The sequence below is a fragment of the uncultured Methanobrevibacter sp. genome, from assembly GCF_947166415.1.
Taxonomy (GTDB): Archaea; Methanobacteriota; Methanobacteria; order Methanobacteriales; family Methanobacteriaceae; genus Methanocatella.
On record NZ_CAMVEE010000007.1, the window covers coordinates 1 to 19343 of the forward strand.

The window sequence follows — 19343 nt, forward strand, 5'->3', positions numbered from 1 at the left end:
TTCTTACAGCTTGCCAAATAGCTCCGCCAACTTCAGCTTTTAAAGCTTCAGCTTGATCTTCAGGGAACTCTTTGTTGATGTCTAATACGAATGCAGAGTCAATTTCGTCAGCTAATTCGTCATCACCAGTGAAGACTTTTACGTAAGAATCTTGTACGATTAGAGGGTCTGTTTCTACCATGTGTTCTTGTACAACTGCTGCACCAGGCATAGCGTGGTTTACAGTTTCGAGGTAGTTAGTAATAGTTTCAGGGGTTACTTCAATACCTAACCTTTTTTCAAGAACGTTGTGAGCAGTGTTTAACCCTACGATTACAGTTCTTCTAATATCATCCCAAGCTTGTTGGATAGCTGCGTTGTTAATGTAGTGTAAATCGTCACCTTCTACAAAAGTGTCAGTAGTAGATAATTGGTAAGACATTAAAGCTCTTTGACCTAAAGGAGAACCAATGTCTGGGTTGTACATTGGGATTCCTCTTTTCTCAGCGATTTCTTTACCTTCGTTAACGAATGCAGTTTTTCTTTCAGATTGAGTCCAACCACCCATGTTATAGAATTGGGTTGTTTTTTCGGTTGGGTCTTCGGTGAATTTCTTTTTCATTGCATCTAAGAATTTTTTATCAGCCATGTTAATCTACCATCCTGCAGTTGGATTAAATGCACCAAAGGATCTGGAAACGTGTATTCTTTGACATACTTTTACAGCGTCTACATCGTCTTTGTATGCTTCACCATCTATTCTGTAAATAGTGGTTTTTGCTCTTAAAGTTTCTTCGTCTAATGGTTCACCTAAAATTACAGGTTCGTCTAATTCTTTACCAATTTGGTCTTTTACCATTTCGACTTTACCGGTTTCTTTGTTGAATACTTGTCTTCTGAGCATGTCGAACATTAAACCGTTTTCATCTAATCTTAAGGAGTGACCGTGTACACTTCCACCTCTAATACCGGTTCTTGCGGTATCGAAGTATTCGGTTTCTAAGAGGTATTTTGAAATTCTTTCAATATCTCTTTCTCTTGCTTCAACTACTTGTCTTCCGGATAATGTACCAGTATCGATTCCTCTAAATCTGCATAAGTAAGATCTAGCTCTTAAGAAAGGTTGAGCTGGAGCGAAGTACATGGAGTCTACGAATTGGATGTATCTAATTCTGTCTCCTGCTTTTGCACCGTCAATAGGTGCTACTAATTCTCTTACACTGTCATCTGGCTCGTCCATTTCATCTAATGGTGGGTGAACGGATTTGTATTCTTCACCTGGAGCTTTATGACCTAATATTTTTACTACGTCTTCATCAGAAATTTCTCTTAACTTTTCTAACTCGTATTCAGGGTTAGTGAAGTTTCTTCTGTTTTGAGCAACCTGAGAAGTACCTGGATAAATTTGTACCATAATTATGCATCTCCTAATGCTAATTTAACTTTTCTAATTATTTCATCTAATTTTTCTTGTGAAATTGTTTCACCACGGATAACCCCTGTAACAACATCATCAATAGTTCCCATGGTTTTAATGTCTTCATCAGCAGGCATTACTTTAGAAGTTTTCACGCCAATTTTGGCAAAATCTTCACAGTCTACTGGTGATTCACATATGATAATGCAGTGTTTGTTTACGTTCCTTAGAATTAATCTTGCTTTGTAAATTAAGTGATTGGCGACTCCTCCCAAGTGAATAACAAGTAATTTGAAATTATACAATTGTTCCACTTCTTTGTCAGTGAGGCCGAATAAAGTCCCTCCTGCTGCAGGAGCATCACTAGGAACACCGGCACCGGCATTTAAAACCATAGTGCTTGTTAAAACATTCGCTTCACGTAAACCGAAAGTGATTTCGCAAACTGGCTTGGTAATGTGTCTACGTCCCGGAGACATAGCTACTGCGCATACATCTGTACCGCATTCAGCAAAGGTCCCTCTTTGAGCAAGACTTCCACCTTTACCCATACCGCTTGTTTCCCTACAATCAACTACGTGAGTACAACGTCCTATCATATTAATCTAGTCATCCTTTTTAATAATATTCACATGGTCTTCGAAATTTGAATATTGATCTGTCATTCCAACTAACTCATCTGGTAAATCTGAAGCCCCATACTTGATTCTATCAGTAACTGTTTTTTGTTTTCTGATATAATTTGACCTGTCTTGATTAATATCAAAACCATATGGAATGTGTTCTTTACAGATTTCTTCAACATCGTCAATTGTAGATTCCATAGTTATTTCAAGGAATATCCTAGCAGTTTTAACCTGTAAAACTACATCTTCCCCATTAACATTGATGACTCTACGTTCCTGATATTTTGGAGGCAGAGTAGCTTCACCTTTTGGGAATCTTGGACCGTGAATAACAGTCCTTTTAACATCATCAAGAGCTTCTAAGTCATTCAACAATTTTTCAGTTGTGTCGCTTCCAAGAACTCTGTGCGGGAATATTTCAATATCCATGTTTTTGACCTTCGAAAATTAGATTTGTTCAAATTAATTAGATGTCACCTTTAATTTCCTCAGCTGCTTCAGCAACTGCGACAATAGGTTCTCTGAATTCGTCAATTTGACTGTATACTTCTTTAATTAAACCAGAAGTTGCTTCTGGTGAAAAGAGTTGTGTTCCTGCATCTAAGGACATAGCAGCAGCTACACAAGGGATACAGAATCCTTTACTGTGTCTGGTTACAACGTGGTTACCGTTGAAGAGACCAGGACCTCCACCACCGTAAATGGAGTGACTGAAGAAGGAGAATCCTACAGCTACACCTTCAGCTCTACCGAAGTCGAGACCAGGTAAACCAGTAGCGAATTCGAGGTTGTCGTTGAAGTATAATAAAGTAGATGGAATACCTTGAGCAGCACGAGCAGCACCTACGTTAACCATAGTTGCAGCTACAGCACCAGCAGCAGCGTATGCGTTCCATTTAGCTGCGTCATCAGTGTTGTAGATGTTGAAGTCAGTTAATGCTTTTCCAGGTGCAATTACGCCGTCAGCTTCTGCACGAGCAATAGTTCCTTGTACTACACTACCAACAGTACCTTCTGCACCGTTTTCTTTTACTAAGTCATATACCATGTTGTCAGCGTTTAAACCTTGGTAAGCTAAACCTAATAAGTGTAATCTTTCAAATGAACCTAAAGCGTCAGCCATTTCGAACATAGCAGTTTGTTCAAAGATAGCAGCTAATGCGGTAGCTTGGAAAGTGTTTTTCAAAGTAGCAGCAGCGAAGTCGTTTGCTTTAACGTTTCTTAAACCGTAACCTGCACCTTCGAGTTTTTGTGGAATGTCTAACATGGTTGCAATGTTAGATCCTTTGTAGTCTACAGATTGTGGGTATCTACCTAATACTGCAGCTTTTACGAAGTTTGCATCGTAAATATCAACATCACAGATGTCAATTACAGATTGTACTAAAGCAGCAGCAGTTGATAATGGAGCTGCGGAGTATTCAGCACCAACATCGATTCTTTTGGTTGGTACTTGTACTAATAACCTTTTTCCTCCGGAAATAGGTGTTACAACAGTATCATCGTCTTCGGAAACTTGGATAATACCTTTCATTTTGTCTGCGATTGCTTCTGCGTTATCTACAATAGCGATATCTAATTCTCTTCCTAAGATTCTAGATTTGTCTCCACCAACAGCGCCGGTTTTAACGGATTTTTCAAGTCCTTCTAAGTTTACTGCAACAGTTCTTTTAACACCTTTTACGATGCTTTGAATTGCAGGGTTTCTTAATGGACTGATAGCTTCGATTGGTACGCCAGATGCAATTTCGTTGCCTCTATCATCGAATAAATCGATTTTATCATCAAACTTTGCCATTTTTTCCCTCCTAAATAAATAGAGTTTAACTAATATACCACTTCAATGGTAAATTTTTCTTACCAAATTGAGTAAAGCTACAAAGCAAGTGTTTTGCAATAGCCAGCCATATGGTATACAAATTTTATTTTATTCAAGATATAATATAAAGATTACCTATGAGATATTTTAGAAAAGTTTATAAAGTATAATAAAACATTTTTTATTTAAGAAAAATACCCTCAAAAGTAATACTTTTTATTATTGATTAAAATTGGTTAACAAAGATAAATACCAACATAATTAATTTGATTTTAAATATATTACATTTCAAGAATATTTTAAAGAAAATATTTACAATTTACCTTTTAATAATAAAATAAAGGAAAATAAAAAATTATTACTTTTAAGCCTGCAAGTAATAAATAATACTAAATGTAATACAAAATTTCGTCAGAAAAAATACTGACAATTTATAAATAAAATAAAAATAAAAATAATAAAATATGCAAATTGTAGCTGATGTTGGAGGAATACCCGGCAAAGATTGTAACGGTTTTTGTAAGTACTGTTACTTCAGAAAGGTAAAAGAGGTAAAAAGTTTTGGTTGTGCCCACTGCTTACCTAACAAAATAGGTTGTGAAAGATGTAGCAAAGGGGTTTCAGAAACTCAAGGTGCATTTAAATCTCCTTTTGAAGTAATAAACGAAATTCAAACCGCATTAATGATGGGAAGACCCCAAGGTGAAATAAGTGCATACATCAGTGGAGGGGGAGACATCAGCTGTTACCCGTATCTTGAAAACCTAACAGCTAATTTAAACCAGTTTTCAATCTCATCAGTGCTTGGATACACCTGTGGGAAGGGTATCAACGATTCAGAAACAGCTACAAGATTAATCAATAATGGTGTAAATGAAGTTTCATTTACTATTTTTTCATCAGACCCTAAACTTAGAAAGGAATGGGTAAAGGATCCAAATCCTGAAGAAGCATTGAAAGCCTGTAAAATATTTTGTGAAAATATCAAATTAACCGGAGCTGCAGTAATCATTCCAGGAGTGAATGACGGAGATGTTTTGCGTGAAACCTGCAATTCCCTTGAGGAATGGGGTGCAAAAGGAATGCTTTTAATGAGATTTGCAAACACCTTTAATGAAGGTCTGATTTTAGGAAACGAACCTATTATAAAAGGAATTGAATCACAGCCTGTAGAAGATTTTGCAGAACTTGTAAAACAAATAAACAGCGAGTACAAATTTAGAGTCAGCGGCACACCATTGTGCGACCCTGAAACTGGAGGACCATTTGCAATAGCTCGTGATGAAAATGAAGTGTTCTTACAATTTATCAAACCTGTGACTGGTGAAGCAACCATAATCACTTCCAAAATAGCAGAACCGTTTATTTCAAAGATATTTGACAAATTGGAAGTAGATAGCGTAAATGTCGTTGCGGTCGAAAAGGAAATCGCATGTCTGATTACAAAAGAAGATTTGGAAAAGCTTGACTTAAGCGAAATAAAACAGTCTGTAATCCTACCTGGAAGGTCATTCGTTCACCAGCTTGATGCCGAAAGAATCTTAAGCTCCGACGGGTTAGAAAGAATCGTTGGTCGCGGACCTGATACATTAAGTGTTGATGGGGAATTAAGTATCGACATGATTGATGAAAATGTTATAGAAAGAGAACTTGAACAATTCAATGATTTGGTCGATGCAATCAATTTCTTTGGAATGAGACTAATTTAAAAAAAAAGAAGTTAGTTTGAATCCTCAATAAGAGAACTCTCACTATTTATTTTTACTAAAATGTAATCATACATAAATGATTTTTTAATTTCAGCCAATTCAGACAGTTTTTTATCATCAATAACCACATCAGCTATTACATCGGCATATTTATCATAATTTAATTTTACGCGAACACCGTCCAATTGGGAAGTTACTGGGGTTGGAGAAATTACGTCCTTAATTTCAGGAACTTGATTTTCAATTGCATTTTTAACAACGATAGGTGGCACAAGCGGTGGGTCAAGAGCCATTTCACGTTTTTTATCACTTAAAATCTTTTCAATAGTTTCGACCAGATTATCCAATGCACGAATGTCAGGACCCCTTCTTAGCCTTCTTGGAATTCTGCCGAGTCCTCCAACGTATGCATCAGCGCCAGGAAGCTCTTCTACATCAATTTCAGGAGCTCCTGTAACAATTACTGGAATTTCAATGTCATCATATAGGAACGCTTTTTCTTTGATACAATTTTCAAAGCTGCCTAATGCGAAAATGGCAATATCATGCTCTTCAATCAGGCTTTTTTCTTCTTCGGTGATTCCTGCAGTTCCTTTACCGTCACCTCTAGCAAGCCCAATCATATTATCCTTTGCACCATACTCACGCAAATATTCAGAAATGTCACATGCTGCGTGAGGCAAGTGGTGTCTTGCAAGTGTTGGGGATACAATAGCTATTTCTGAACCTGCCATTGGAGCGACAGATAGTTTTGCCAATAGTTCATTGGATTTAGCTTCGATTTTATCAACATCTTCCATTGGAATTGCCATATTCAAAACCAATTCCATTTGTTGAATACTGTCTTGAAGAATGAAACCACCCAAATCTTCAATCAATTCTCTAACTTCTTCACTTTTGTGAATACCACCAGTAAATATTAATGTTTCATACATTATTAACAACTCTTAAAAATGCAATTTATATGAATTAATTTTTAATTATATTATTATATTAAACTTTCTAAAAGCGAATATCTCATCTCGATTTTTTCAAATGGATTTTTTGAAATGCTATTGTGCGATGGTATCTCAACCAGATTTTCAGTTTCACTTACCTGATCCTTTAAATAATCCGGATAAATCACATGATCAAAGTTTTGACTGACAATATTGAATCCCATGTCTAAAACTATGTCTTTTAGAAAATTAGAATAAACCTTGACATTGATATCTCTTTTAAAATTCGAATTCAAGTATTTTCTGCACATTTCAAAATCATCAAAAAATGCAGTTACATCCTTATCAGACAACTCATTTTCGGCAATTTCGGATACTTTTTTTATGCTTTCAAAGACTTGTGAAGGAGTATTTATTTTAATGGCCAAACTTTTCATCTCAACTTTACTTTCAGACAATACAACAGCCAAATCGCCTTCCTCTTCATCAGGATTTTTATTTACGGCATATTCGGAAATCCCTGCCAACTTCACTATCTCTTCACACATCGGTGTTGTGACAATTTTCATAAATATTATTATATAATTATTTGATATAAATTACTTCATGAAAGTGACATTGAGTCTTGAGGAAACAACAAGTTCTGATGTATCCATAATGGTTGATGCGCTTAGGGCCAGTTCAACAATAACAATGGCTTTGGACAATTTTAAAAAAGTAATTCCATGTTTTAGTCCTGAAGAAGCATTAGAATTGAAGGAAAAATACAATGGAGTTGTTGCAGGTGAGAGAATGGGTCAGACAATTGAAGGGTTTGATGTTGGAAACTCCCCTCTGCAGATAGGAAATTATGAAACTTCCAAAGATGTGCTCATCTTAACAACAAGTAACGGAACAAGAATACTCGAAAATATGAAATCGACCGTACTTGTAGGATGTCTGCTTAATGCAAAGGCAGTCGGTGAAGCAAGTTCCCAAATTGCTAAAGACCACATCGACGTTGTCATGGCAGGTGTCAGAGGGAAATTTGCTCTTGAAGATTTTTTAGCTTCAGGAGAAATATTGTACTGGATTTGCCAAAATTTAAAAGACTGCGAGACCAATGATCTTGCAAAAGCGGCCATAATGGCAAGCAGAGACTATGAATCCCTAAAGGAAGCTTTCTGCAATTGCAGAACTGGAAAGCACCTTACCTCATTAGGATATGCAAAGGACATTGAATTTTGTTTTTCAAAAAATATCACAAACAATGTCGCAGTCTATGAAGGCAATGAACTGAAATTGATTAAAGATTAACTTTATATATTTTCATTTCATAATAATTAGATAATAAATTAATAAGAAGTGTTTTTTTAAATGAAAAGAGAATGTTTAACAATAATCGGTACCGCACACGTATCTGCAGATAGCGTAAATGAAGTGAAAGATGCAATTTACGAACAGCACCCAGAAGTTGTAGCTATCGAGCTAGACCGTGGCAGATACACAAGATTGAAAAAAGAAATGATGGGTATTGAAGAGGATGACAGCATATCCGTTACACAAATAATCAAAGAAAACAAAGTAGGATTATTTTTTGTTACAACCATTCTCGGATACTTCCAATCAAAAATCGGTGCTGATGTTGATGTAAAACCCGGTTCTGAAATGGTCGGCGCCATTGAAGCATGCGAAGATTTGAACATCCCGATAGCTCTCATAGATAGGGAAATCAATACCACCCTGCAAAGAGCCCTGAACAAGATGGGTTTTATGGAAAAAATGAAATTTTTATTTGGATTGCTAACTTCTATCTTTGACAAGGATGAGCTTGAAGATGAATTGGACATTGAAGACTTGAAAGATCCTGAAAACATCGATGATTTGATGGAAATGTTTAAAGATGAATCACCAAGCGTTTATGAAGTTCTTGTCCATGAAAGAGATGCTTATCTTGCCGGTAAAATTCTCCAAATCCCATATGACCATGTCATTGCTGTTGTTGGAGCAGGACATAAGCCTGGAATCGAAAGATATTTGGACAATCCCGAAACATTGCCCCCATTATCTGAATTAGAAGTAATTGATGATAAAAATGGTATCCCATGGGTTAAAATATTTTTGGCTATGATTCCTATATTATTTGTGGTGATATTTTTTCTGGCATATATTAATGGGATAAATATAACCGGAAACATATATGAGTTCATCGCCATAAGCATGATTATGGGATTTATCGGTTCCATTCTTTCCGGATCCAAAATCCAATCAGCAATCGTTGGAGGAGTAGTGGCTCCCCTAACCATAATTCACCCTTTACTTGCAGCAGGTTGGTTTTCAGGTTTGACTGAAGCGAAATTCAGAAAAGTAAGAAAAAGGGACATACATAATTTGGCCCATATCGAAAGCTTTAGGGACTTGTGGAACAATAACATATTTAGAATTTTATTGGTAGTTATCGGAACTAATCTTGGGGTTAGTATAGCTACATTAGTGATTCTACCATCAAAAGTTTTCATACCATTATTCATGAAAATACTTGGTGGATAGTGAAAATTTTATATAATATAGTTTAATATAGTATAATTACAATTGATTTTATGGAATAAACTATCATGTATTTTATATTTCGTTGCGACTGTGGACGTGCACTGTATGCAAAAGAAGGAGTGGCTACACGCAAATGCGTTTGCGGAAAAACATTGAAAGTCAAATCTAGAAGAATATTTAAGAAGGTGGCTACAAGAGAGGAAGCATCAGAAGCCGTTCAGGAAATGCAGGATAAGATATATGGTAACACTGGCTTTATGAAGGCCAGTGACTTATAATATTTTTAATGGTTTGTTAGAAATGATTGGAACGACACTCGAAATAATTATAATTATAGTTTTAATTATCCTTACTGGATATTTATCGATGGCCGAACTGGCTGTTGTATCTGTTAGAAAAGCAAAAATACAAAAATACTTAGAGGAAGGAAATCAAAACGCTCAAATTGTTTTTGATTTATTGGAAGATCCTAACGAATTTTTATCAACCGTGCAAATTGGAATTTCACTTATTGGTGTTTTGACAGGGGCGTTTGGTGGAGTAACATTAGCCGAACCGCTAAGCAAATTAATTTCTTTTGTACCTTATAACGAACCTATCAGTGTAGCAATAGTTGTAATCGTCACAACCTACCTGACTTTGGTTGTTGGAGAAATTGTTCCTAAGGTTATTGCTTTAAATGACCCTGAAAGAATTGCTTTGAGAGTGGCTAAAAGCATGGTTGTCCTTTCTAATATTTCAAAACCTGTAAGTTTCATACTTGCGAAATCCAGCAGTTTTCTTTTATGGTTGCTTAGAATTGAAAACAGAAATGATGATGCTGTTACCGAAGAAGAAATCGAATTGATGATTAAAGAAGGAAGAGAAGACGGCACCATTGAAAAAGAAGAAGAAGACATCATCAAAAGAGTTTTCAAACTTGATGACCAAAAAGTTGAAAGCATAATGACTCCTAGAAATGAAATCATATGGATTGATTTGGAGGATGACCGTGACATAAACAAAGTTAAGATCATCGAAAGTAAAAGGTCAATTTTCCCTATTGCAAAAGGGGAACTGGATGATTTTATTGGAGTTGTCCAAGCGAAAGATATCCTTTCAGTCATGTTTAGTGAAGAAGAATTTGATGTTTATAAAATCGTTAAAGAACCACTGGTTGTATCTGAACATCTTGAAACCTTGGAATTGCTAAAAGAATTCAAGGAAAATCAAGGATACGTTCACATGTCTCTTGTTGTGGATGAATTCGGTAGCGTTGAAGGATTGATTACCTTAAACGATTTGCTTGAAGGAATTGTTGGAGACATTCCTGGCATTGATGAGGAAGATGAACCTGAAGCAATTCAAAGGGCAGATGGAACCTGGTTAATTGATGGAAGATATCCTATTGACAAATTCAAGAAATTATTTGATTTCAAGGATCCTTTACCTGATGAAGAGGAAGACAACTATACTACTTTAGCAGGATTTATCCTCAGTATTAGTGGTACAATCCCTGATGAGGAAGACATATTTGAATGCAGCAGATTTATCTTTGAAATCTTAGATATGGATAGCCATCAAATTGATAAGGTCCTAGTAACCGATTTGGGACCTCAAGAAGAAACAGATGAGGAATAAAAATGGACGCAAGCATCATTATTCAAGCCTTATTACTAATTGTAGGATTCGTATTTTTAATAAAAGGTTCGGACTTTTTTGTTGATGGAGCAAGCAGCATTGCTTCACTTTTAAAGATACCTACAATAATTGTTGGATTAACTATCGTAGCGCTAGGTACAAGTGCTCCCGAAGCGGCCGTTTCAATTACATCCTCCATGACAGGAAGCAATGCGATGGCTGTAAGTAACGTTATTGGAAGTAACATGTTTAACCTTTTAATGGTAATAGGTTTGTCCGCATTACTTAATGAATTGTTAATGGACAAAACAACTTTAAATAAGGATTTACCATTTTTAGTCACCATCACAGTATTGTTTGCGGGATTCATCATAATTGGATGGGACATTTCCAGCATTGAAGGAATAATCCTACTGATTATTATGGTAGCTTACATAATTTATCTCATTTACACTACACGCAAATCCGGCAATGCAAATGAAGTGGAAAAACCGAAATATTCCCTTCCAAAAAGCATAATTTTTATTTTAATAGGACTTATCGGAATCATTCTCGGTGGAGATTTAGTTGTCGATAGCGCTTCAGCTATAGCAATAGCTCTTGGAATGAGTGAAACATTAGTAGGTTTGACCATTGTGGCAATAGGTACTTCTTTACCTGAACTTGTGACTTCACTTACTGCTTTAAAGAAAGGTGAAAACGAGTTAATTATAGGTAACGTCATCGGATCAAACATCTTCAACATTTTATTTGTATTGGGTGCAAGTAGTGCGATAAGCGCAATACCTTTAGACTCAAGCATGCTCATAGATGTTATATTCATGGTCCTGGTTACAACAATATGCTTCATATTTGGTAAAACACAAGATAAATTTGATAAAAAAGAAGGAGCAATATTGGTTGCACTATTCGTCATCTATATGATATTTGCAATTCTCAGAAATTAGTTCTTTTAATTCGCAGGCCTTACAGATATTTGATGAAGTCGGCTCACCACAGACTTCACATTCATTAAGGCTTGTTGAAATATCATTTTCAAAAGTAAGTATTTTCTTAAATGATTCCATCACATTATTTTTTATTCCAGGGTACTTGTCCTCATTTACATTTAAAAACTCCTTAATTTTAGCTCTTAAAGACAAATGAGAATAAGGACATTCATCCAAATGGATATCTATGTTGTTCAGTACTGCCCACATCCCAACTTCCTTTTCAGGAGTGTTCCACAAAGGCTTGATTCTTGGAATTAATTTAGGATGTATGACCTCAAGTTCCGGACCGAATTTGGAAAATTTGATTGTGTCTCCACGGGCAAAGCTCATTAGAAAAGATTGGATTTCATCATCAAGATTATGTCCTGTAGCTATCTTGTTGGCACCTAATTCATATGCAGTCTTATTTAAAATATTCCTTCTAAAAACACCGCAAGGGATGCATGCACTCTTAAAATCTTCATAGATGTCATCTAAAGCAAAACCCTCTTCGCATTTAAATGATTTTTGAACTAACTCGACATCCAATTCCTCAGCATTTTTAACTGCAGAATCGATTCCATGCTGCCTATATCCATCTATTCCTTCATCAACACTAATGGCAACCAAATCAAAATCCAAAAATTGCTGATAATTTTTTAGAGCATGCAATGTTAAGACACTGTCCTTTCCACCTGAAAGCGCAACAGCTATCAATTCATTTTCCTTGATTAAGCCATAATCTTCAATCAGGCTATTGATTCTTTTAAAAATCATTTTATTAAATTCATCTTTATCCAATTTGACCATTACTAAATTGATTTATAAAAAGACAAATAAATAATTTTACCAGGTGAAAAAATGATAACTTGTGATTTTGCAATATTACCAGTTGGAACAGAAACTACAGAATGTAAAGATTATGTAACTGCAGCAGTCCAGTCAATAAAAGATTCCGGACTCAGTTACCAGTTAACCGGAATGGGAACTCAAATAGAAGCAGATAATCTTGAAGAATTATATTCCGCAATAGCTGCCGCTCAAGAAGCTATCTTCGAACTTGGAATAGGTAGAGTGTATACAGTTATAAAAATAGATGATAGAAGAGATCTGGAAAACAGAACTTTAGATGCTAAAGTAGAAACAGTGAATAAAATGTTAAAATAATAAAAAAATTAGATTTTATCGGAAGCTGTCTTTACAGCTTCAATGACTAAATCTAAATCTTCTTTTGTAAGTGACGGATGAACAGGAAGTGAAATCACATTGTCCGCTGCAAGTTCTGCATTTGGACAATCTCCATCAAAACCTAATTCTTTATAAATCGGTTGGTTGTATAAAGGAATAGGATAATGAATACCTGTGCCAACACCACATTCATTTATTACATTAACCCAATCATCACGATTTCCCTTTTCAACACGAATAGTATATTGGTGATATACATGTTTTAATCCATCTGCACAATAAGGTGTTACAACACCATCAACATCCTTTAATCCTTCATTCAAGTATGCGGCATTTTCATTTCTTTTGTCGTTGAATTCATCGATTCTGTCCATTTGTGCAAGACCTATTGCTGCGGAAATGTCAGTCATTCTAAAGTTGTATCCTATTTCATCATGATGATATCTTACAGTAGCACCGTGTGCTCTGAATATCCTTGCATTTTCAGCCAGTTTCTCATCATTGGTTGTTATGATTCCTCCTTCTGAAGTGGTCATGTTTTTAGTTGGATAAAAACTGAAACAAGCCATATCCCCCATGCTTCCCACTTTATTTCCTTTGTATGTTGCACCATGTGCCTGAGCTGCATCTTCAATGACAATTAAATCGTGTTTTTCAGCGATTTCATTAATTTTGTCCATGTCTGCAGATTGACCGTATAATTGAACAGGCAAAATAGCTTTAGTGTTTTCAGTGATAAGTTCTTCAATTGAATCAGGGTCAATTGTATAAGTTTTTAAATCAATGTCTGCAAAAACAGGTTTTGCACCGGTGTATACGATAGCGTTTCCACTTGCAATGAAAGTGAACGGAGTGGTAATCACTTCATCGCCTTCGCCTATGCCGCAGGATAATAAAGCAACATGCAATGCTGCGGTACCTGAATTTACGGCAATTCCATATTTTGCCCCAACCCATTCTGCGAACTTTTCCTCAAATTCTGCCACTTTAGGTCCTTGAGCAATCATCCCTGATTTTAAAACTTCAACTACATTTTCTATTTCTTCGTCTCCAATTATTGGTTTTGCAATAGGAACTTTAATTTCTGACACAATTATCACCAAATCTTAAAAATTAGATTAATTATCATACTAATGTTTAAATCTAATAATATTTAAAACATTACTTAATTGACAAAAGATTTTTAAGAGTGAGAATTAATGGAAGAAAATAAGATTAGGCGAATTGAAGAAGGATTGACAAAAATTGAATTTCCGGAATTTGACAAGGTTTCATCTGATGCTCCCGTTTTTTATAATCCACATATGGAATTGAACAGAGACCTGTCAATTCTTGCCATCCAAGTATTTCAAAAGCAAGAAGATAGGGAAATAAACATCTGTGATTTGTTCGGAGGAAGCGGAATTAGAGGAATCCGATATAAAAACGAAATTGATGGAGTTGGAAACGTATCCATAAATGACATCAGCGAACTGGCCAATCATTATGAAAGGCACAATATTGAATTAAATGACCTTGAGGACATTGAAGTTTATCAGCATGACGCGAGCATGTTTTTAAGAATGAAACGTGGAGAATTTGATGTAATCGATATCGATCCATTCGGAACACCCTCACCATTTCTGGACTCCGCAGGATATTGCGCACGCAGAAATTCCCTATTATGTGTTACAGCAACAGATACTTCTGCACTATGCGGAACCTACAAAGAACCATGCATCAGAAAATATAATGCAAAACCATACAAAAGCGAATACTGTCATGAAACAGGAATCAGAATTTTGGCAGGTTTCATTGCACTCACTCTTTCAAAATATTCCAAATGCATTGAAGTGAAAATGTCACACAGCACTGAACATTATATGAGATTATACCTGAAAATTAAAAAAGGTTCAAAAAAATGTGATGAAACATTGAAAAATATCGGTTACATTAGCCACTGCAAACATTGCCTGCACAGACAGACCAGTAAAGGACTTGCCAGTTCAGTTGAAGATACCTGTCCGATTTGTGGGGAAAAACTAATCCATGCCGGACCGTTATGGCTAGGAGACATCCAAGATGGAGAATTCATCCAGGAAATGATTGATGAAACAGAAAACAAAAAAATAAATAGTGAAAAGGAAGCATTGAAGCTATTGAATAGCTGCCTTATTGAAGCTGAAGCTCCCGCGACATTTTTTGATGTTCATGCAATTTGCAAATCTTTGAAAATAAGCGCCCCAAAATTAGATTTGATTTTTGAGGAATTGGAAAATAGAGGATTTATCGCGATAAAAACCCATTATAACCCTCTTGGCATTAAAACTGACGCCCATATTGAAGATATTCAAAAAATTCTTTTAGAATTGTAAAAAAAATAAGACATACGCTTAAAAAATCACATAACTCAACCCCATAAATTTTAAAAAATTTTCAACAAATATTAAAAATCATAATAAAATAACAAGGTTATTTTGAAATTCAATGCAATAATTTAAAAAAAATAAATCAAACTACAATAACTTTTAAATAATATAAACAATTAATTAATTTTATAGAATTAAAACAATTTGTTATAAAAAAACAAATTAATTTTATGAAGGGATATGAATGGTTAAAACAAAAGACAATATTGTAAAACTTGATAGCACAGACATCAACATTCTTAAAATTATTAATGAGGATGTAAGAACTTCTTACAGACAAATTTCACGTAGTTTAGATGTTTCTGTTGGTACTGTGCACAACCGTATTGACAAAATGGTGAAATCAGGCGTAATTAAAAAGTTTTCCCCAGTAATAGACCATGAAAAATTAGGATTTGTTTTAACAACAATCATTGGCGTAAGAGTTAAAGGTGGAAAACTCAAAAATTGGGAAGAAAAAACTTTCTTTAATAAAAATGTTGTTGGAATTTACGACGTTACTGGAGAATACGATGCATTCTTAATTGCTAAATTCAGAAACACAAATGAATTAAATGCGTTTATCAAAGAATTATTGAAAGACCCAATTATAGAAAGAACCTACACTCAAACCGTTCTTGATGTTATTAAAGAAGACATGGGATCTTCCAACATCTTATAAAATTATCATTGGCAGTTGAACAACTGCTAATTATTTTCTCTTTTTTTAAAAAAAAAACAAAATTAAATCATACTGCCTTTTTATATACGCTTTAATGTGAAAATTATTTTACATCAGATTGGGAAAAATAACTTCCAAAATACACGAATAATACTTTAACTATATAAATATGAAGACATAAAAAATATAATGTTTAAATTAAATTTTAGAGGTTATGAAATTGGCAGTATGCTTACCCGACACCCAAGATGACACTCCAAGCATACCTATTAAACTTACAAGAGTAGGTGTAACAGGAGTAAAAAAATTAGTACAATTAGAAAGAACAAATAAAAGACCAATAATATTATTACCTACATTTGATGCATTTGTCGATTTGCCAAATGATCAAAAAGGAGTACACATGTCTAGAAATCCGGAAGCAATCAGTGAAGTTTTAGAGACTGTTGCTGAAGGTTCAGGAGTGGATGTTGAGTCACTATGTGCGAAAATCGTTGACCGCATGATGACAAAACACGAATATGCTAAACGTGTTGAAATATCCATGACTACTGATTTTATGTTTATGAGAGAATCACCAGTGACTAAAAATAAAACCCAAGAGATGGCTAAACTTTTAGCAAAAGCCGTTGGTTTTAGAGATGATGATGGAAACGTTTCCATCAGAAAAAGCGTTGGTGCCGAACTTATCGGAATGACAGTTTGTCCATGTGCACAGGAATCTGTAAGAGAATCCGACAAAAACAAACTATTGGAATTTTTAGATGAAGAAACAACTCAAAAAGTCTTAGATACAGTAACTTTCGCCTCACATAACCAAAGAGGAGTTGGAACATTATTAATTGAAGTTCCTGAAGACAAAGTCGTGAAAGCTGAAGACCTCATTGAAATTATCGAAACATCCATGAGTTCACCTGTTTGTGAATTGTTGAAAAGACCAGATGAAAATGCAACTGTTCTAAACGCACATAGAAACCCTGTGTTTGTTGAAGATTGTGTCAGAAACATGATGGAACAAATTGTGAAAAAATATTCTGATTTCCCAGATGATACTTTAATCACTGCACGTCAAGAAAATCAAGAAAGTATTCACAGACACAATGCATATGCTGAAAAAGAAACAACATTGATTGAATTAAAAGAAGAATTGAATATAGAATAGGACTTGATTTAATGAGAAAAACATATGAAATTGCAGGAGAAGCCATGGGATTCTTTGATTCCTTTAAAGGTTCAAGACCTGCAATCAATAACGATAGAATTCTAATTGTCAGAGGACGCTCAAGAACAGTCATACCAATATCAGAATTCGACTCAAAATTAAGTGAAATTGGAGAAATCCTTGGCGGAACTGAATTGGATGAAAATTCTGAAAAAATAGAAGAGATTCTTAAATCAGGCGATAAACACATTCAAGAAACTGAATTGACCACTAACCCTATAGACAGTAAAGGATTCATAAGAATGAAAGAGGAATTGGAATCTATGGGGCTTGTAGTCGCATACAAGGTATTTGAACTTCCAAGTTTTGATGTTGTAATCGCTATCTGGGAAGACAAAAATGAAATTCCTCCACTCTACGTAGAAGTTACCGTTTCAGAACGTGAAGGATAACCATGTCAAAATTAGCCAAAGAAGATATTCTCAAAATATTAACGGCAACTGACAACGACATTATCAAATACATGTCAGAAACCGCGAAATATAGAGAGAATAATCTCATTACTTATTCTAAAAATATTTTTATTCCATTGACTGAAATCTGCAGAAATGACTGTGGATATTGCAATTTTAAAAAAGATGCGAATGACCCCGAAGCAATTATTTTAAAAACCAAAGAAGAAATTTTGGCAGATTTAAAAGAAGCTGAAAAGTATGGGTGTAAAGAAGCGATGTTTGCTTTCGGTGAAGATGCCGATTGCGAAGAGGTTGTTCGTTTAAGATTGCAGGATTTCGGCTATGAAAAAATGATTGATTACATTGTTGATATTTGCCAAATGACTTTAGATGAAACCAGCCTACTGCCCCATACCAACGGTGGAAATTTCACTTATGAAGATATGAAAAGATTGAAAGAAGTAAATGCATCATTGGGTCTGATGCTTGAAAATTCATCAAAAAGACTGATGGAACTGTCAGCGCATAAAAAAAGCCCTGGAAAAGATCCTGAACTAAGGCTTGAAACAATTTCAAACGCAGGAAAGCTCAAGATCCCATACACAACAGGCATCTTGATAGGAATTGGAGAAACAAAAGAAGAAATAGCGGAATCCTTACTTGCAATTAGGAATTTATATGATGAATATGGGCATATCCAGGAAGTGATTATCCAGAATTTCACACCAATACCTGGAATTGAAATGGAGGACTGGCCCGAACCAAGCTTTTTAGATATGATAAGAACTGTAATCGCGGGCAGTTTACTATTCAAGGATACTGACATCAGCATACAGGTTCCTCCAAACCTGAACAATGACACTGCACAGATATTCCTATTGTGCGGTGCTGACGATTGGGGTGGCGTATCTCCCGTAAGTCCTGATTTTGTAAATATCACATCCCCATGGCCGGGGATTGATGAACTTGAAAAACTTACCAAAGATGCAGGATTTGAATTAATCGAAAGATTATGCGTTTATGAAAAATTCATCAACAGAGAATGGTTAAGCGACTTCATTTTAGAAAAGATTTCTAATTTATCCTAGCATCGACAACAACATGCTCTACTCCAGGAGCATATTTTTTTATTTTATTTATTTTTAGCAATTCCACATCACGGTTTCCAGCTTGAGAGACAATCCTTTCAATGGGCCTTGTCTCGATTAATTTTTCAGGCACAGTTTCATGATAATGGATAATCCCGCCTTCGTTAAGGCTGTCGATAGCTACCTTCAAATAATGGTGAGTGGTTTTTACATAACCCATTACAATACGGTCAGCGGAATATTTCGGAGTTTCAACTTTGCAATCTCCTAAAATTGGAGTTATATTATCCACTTTGTTCAAGTTGATGTTTTCGCATAAAAAATTATATGAATTTGGATTTATTTCAATGGAAATGACCTTTTTGGCATTGGAATGGACTGCAATGGGAATTGAAAAATAACCTATTCCTGCAAACATGTCAATTACAGTTTCTCCATCGCCGACAAGTTTAGCTATCCTTAAACGCTCATTATTGTTTCCTTTTGACCACATTACCTTGGCCAAATCAAGTTTGAATAGGCATCCGTTCTCTTTATTGATTGTTTCTGTTTCGCTTCCATAAAGGATCTTATAAACCGGCTCACGTTTTGTTCCCTGAATATGGTCTATCTTCATGATGGTCTTCACATTATGCTCTTTAGATAATTTTTCCAACTCTGCATCAGAATCATGTGAAAACTTGCTATCCAATATTAGTATATCCCCAATGCGTTTCCATTTCAATTTACTCACCTTGAATAAGAAAAGTTTATATATGCAAATAGCTAATATT

21 protein-coding genes and 1 pseudogene are annotated in these 19343 nt (G+C 35.2%); 12 read left to right on the forward strand and 10 right to left on the reverse strand.

Translation table 11 applies throughout. The annotated features are described in order from the left end of the window. The 5 genes and pseudogenes from Q0W25_RS02195 to mcrB all read right to left on the reverse strand — a co-directional run. Positions 1-628: pseudogene (locus Q0W25_RS02195) on the reverse strand (methyl-coenzyme M reductase subunit alpha); the annotation flags it as partial. 6 nt (positions 629-634) lie between these two features. Continuing rightward, on the reverse strand, positions 635-1393 hold the full coding sequence (gene mcrG, locus Q0W25_RS02200; RefSeq protein WP_298518380.1) for a coenzyme-B sulfoethylthiotransferase subunit gamma: 759 nt from the start codon (positions 1391-1393) through the stop codon (positions 635-637). Between the two features lie 2 nt (positions 1394-1395). Beyond that, positions 1396-1995: a methyl-coenzyme M reductase I operon protein C gene (gene mcrC, locus Q0W25_RS02205; protein WP_298518383.1), complete on the reverse strand. Its 600-nt coding sequence runs from the start codon at positions 1993-1995 to the stop codon at positions 1396-1398. Between the two features lie 6 nt (positions 1996-2001). Beyond that, on the reverse strand, positions 2002-2451 hold the full coding sequence (gene mcrD, locus Q0W25_RS02210; RefSeq protein ID WP_298518386.1) for a methyl-coenzyme M reductase operon protein D: 450 nt from the start codon (positions 2449-2451) through the stop codon (positions 2002-2004). Between the two features lie 37 nt (positions 2452-2488). Beyond that, positions 2489-3820 carry a coenzyme-B sulfoethylthiotransferase subunit beta gene (mcrB, locus tag Q0W25_RS02215; protein ID WP_298518389.1) on the reverse strand — a complete coding sequence of 444 codons (1332 nt, stop codon included), beginning with the start codon at positions 3818-3820 and terminating at the stop codon, positions 2489-2491. Positions 3821-4305: 485 nt separating this feature from the next. On the opposite strand from mcrB, the gene mmp10 reads away from it, so the two are divergent. Continuing rightward, positions 4306-5550, forward strand: a complete 1245-nt coding sequence (mmp10, locus tag Q0W25_RS02220) for a methyl coenzyme M reductase-arginine methyltransferase Mmp10 (RefSeq protein WP_298518392.1) — start codon at positions 4306-4308, stop codon at positions 5548-5550. Positions 5551-5561: 11 nt separating this feature from the next. Here the strand turns inward: mmp10 and Q0W25_RS02225 are convergent, their stop codons facing one another. Both Q0W25_RS02225 and Q0W25_RS02230 read right to left on the reverse strand, forming a co-directional pair. After that, positions 5562-6485, reverse strand: a complete 924-nt coding sequence (locus tag Q0W25_RS02225; protein WP_298518395.1) for a methanogenesis marker 7 protein — start codon at positions 6483-6485, stop codon at positions 5562-5564. Positions 6486-6538: 53 nt separating this feature from the next. Continuing rightward, positions 6539-7057, reverse strand: coding sequence for a hypothetical protein (locus tag Q0W25_RS02230; protein ID WP_298518398.1), 519 nt, complete (start codon positions 7055-7057; stop codon positions 6539-6541). Between the two features lie 37 nt (positions 7058-7094). Here Q0W25_RS02230 and comB point away from each other — a divergent pair, with 37 nt between their 5' ends. From comB to Q0W25_RS02255, 5 genes are all read left to right on the forward strand, one after another. Beyond that, entirely contained in the window at positions 7095-7784 is a 690-nt protein-coding gene (gene comB, locus Q0W25_RS02235) for a 2-phosphosulfolactate phosphatase (RefSeq protein ID WP_297827720.1), read from the forward strand. Positions 7785-7844: 60 nt separating this feature from the next. Continuing rightward, positions 7845-9017, forward strand: a complete 1173-nt coding sequence (locus tag Q0W25_RS02240; RefSeq protein WP_298518402.1) for a TraB/GumN family protein — start codon at positions 7845-7847, stop codon at positions 9015-9017. Positions 9018-9082: 65 nt separating this feature from the next. Then, positions 9083-9295, forward strand: a complete 213-nt coding sequence (locus Q0W25_RS02245; protein WP_297827723.1) for a DUF1922 domain-containing protein — start codon at positions 9083-9085, stop codon at positions 9293-9295. A gap of 22 nt (positions 9296-9317) precedes the next feature. Beyond that, positions 9318-10637 (forward strand): hemolysin family protein, encoded by a 1320-nt coding sequence (locus tag Q0W25_RS02250; protein WP_298518406.1) that lies wholly within the window; start codon positions 9318-9320, stop codon positions 10635-10637. 2 nt (positions 10638-10639) lie between these two features. Next, a complete protein-coding gene (locus Q0W25_RS02255; protein ID WP_298518409.1) occupies positions 10640-11584 on the forward strand; it encodes a calcium/sodium antiporter in 945 nt (314 codons plus the stop codon). Here the strand turns inward: Q0W25_RS02255 and Q0W25_RS02260 are convergent. Further along, positions 11543-12418, reverse strand: coding sequence for a TIGR00269 family protein (locus Q0W25_RS02260; RefSeq protein WP_298518412.1), 876 nt, complete (start codon positions 12416-12418; stop codon positions 11543-11545). The genes Q0W25_RS02255 and Q0W25_RS02260 overlap by 42 nt on opposite strands. Positions 12419-12469: 51 nt before the next feature. Between Q0W25_RS02260 and Q0W25_RS02265 the strand changes: the two genes are divergently transcribed. Further along, positions 12470-12775 (forward strand): MTH1187 family thiamine-binding protein, encoded by a 306-nt coding sequence (locus tag Q0W25_RS02265; protein ID WP_297827731.1) that lies wholly within the window; start codon positions 12470-12472, stop codon positions 12773-12775. An 8-nt stretch (positions 12776-12783) separates the two neighbouring features. Here Q0W25_RS02265 and Q0W25_RS02270 read toward each other — a convergent pair whose 3' ends face one another. After that, positions 12784-13887 (reverse strand): DegT/DnrJ/EryC1/StrS aminotransferase family protein, encoded by a 1104-nt coding sequence (locus tag Q0W25_RS02270; RefSeq protein WP_297827733.1) that lies wholly within the window; start codon positions 13885-13887, stop codon positions 12784-12786. A 108-nt stretch (positions 13888-13995) separates the two neighbouring features. On the opposite strand from Q0W25_RS02270, the gene Q0W25_RS02275 reads away from it, so the two are divergent. From Q0W25_RS02275 to cofG, 5 genes are all read left to right on the forward strand, one after another. Next, entirely contained in the window at positions 13996-15150 is a 1155-nt protein-coding gene (locus tag Q0W25_RS02275) for a tRNA (guanine(10)-N(2))-dimethyltransferase (protein ID WP_298518417.1), read from the forward strand. 238 nt (positions 15151-15388) lie between these two features. Next, entirely contained in the window at positions 15389-15865 is a 477-nt protein-coding gene (locus Q0W25_RS02280; RefSeq protein WP_298518420.1) for an Lrp/AsnC family transcriptional regulator, read from the forward strand. 220 nt (positions 15866-16085) lie between these two features. After that, positions 16086-17027, forward strand: coding sequence for a GTP cyclohydrolase MptA (gene mptA, locus Q0W25_RS02285; protein WP_298518423.1), 942 nt, complete (start codon positions 16086-16088; stop codon positions 17025-17027). An 11-nt stretch (positions 17028-17038) separates the two neighbouring features. Beyond that, entirely contained in the window at positions 17039-17479 is a 441-nt protein-coding gene (locus Q0W25_RS02290) for a DUF2120 family protein (protein WP_298518426.1), read from the forward strand. 2 nt (positions 17480-17481) lie between these two features. Beyond that, on the forward strand, positions 17482-18570 hold the full coding sequence (gene cofG, locus Q0W25_RS02295) for a 7,8-didemethyl-8-hydroxy-5-deazariboflavin synthase subunit CofG (protein ID WP_298518429.1): 1089 nt from the start codon (positions 17482-17484) through the stop codon (positions 18568-18570). Here the strand turns inward: cofG and Q0W25_RS02300 are convergent. Then, positions 18557-19294, reverse strand: coding sequence for a class I SAM-dependent methyltransferase family protein (locus tag Q0W25_RS02300; protein ID WP_298518432.1), 738 nt, complete (start codon positions 19292-19294; stop codon positions 18557-18559). The two genes, cofG and Q0W25_RS02300, sit on opposite strands and share 14 nt — an antisense overlap. Positions 19295-19343: the final 49 nt, after the last annotated feature.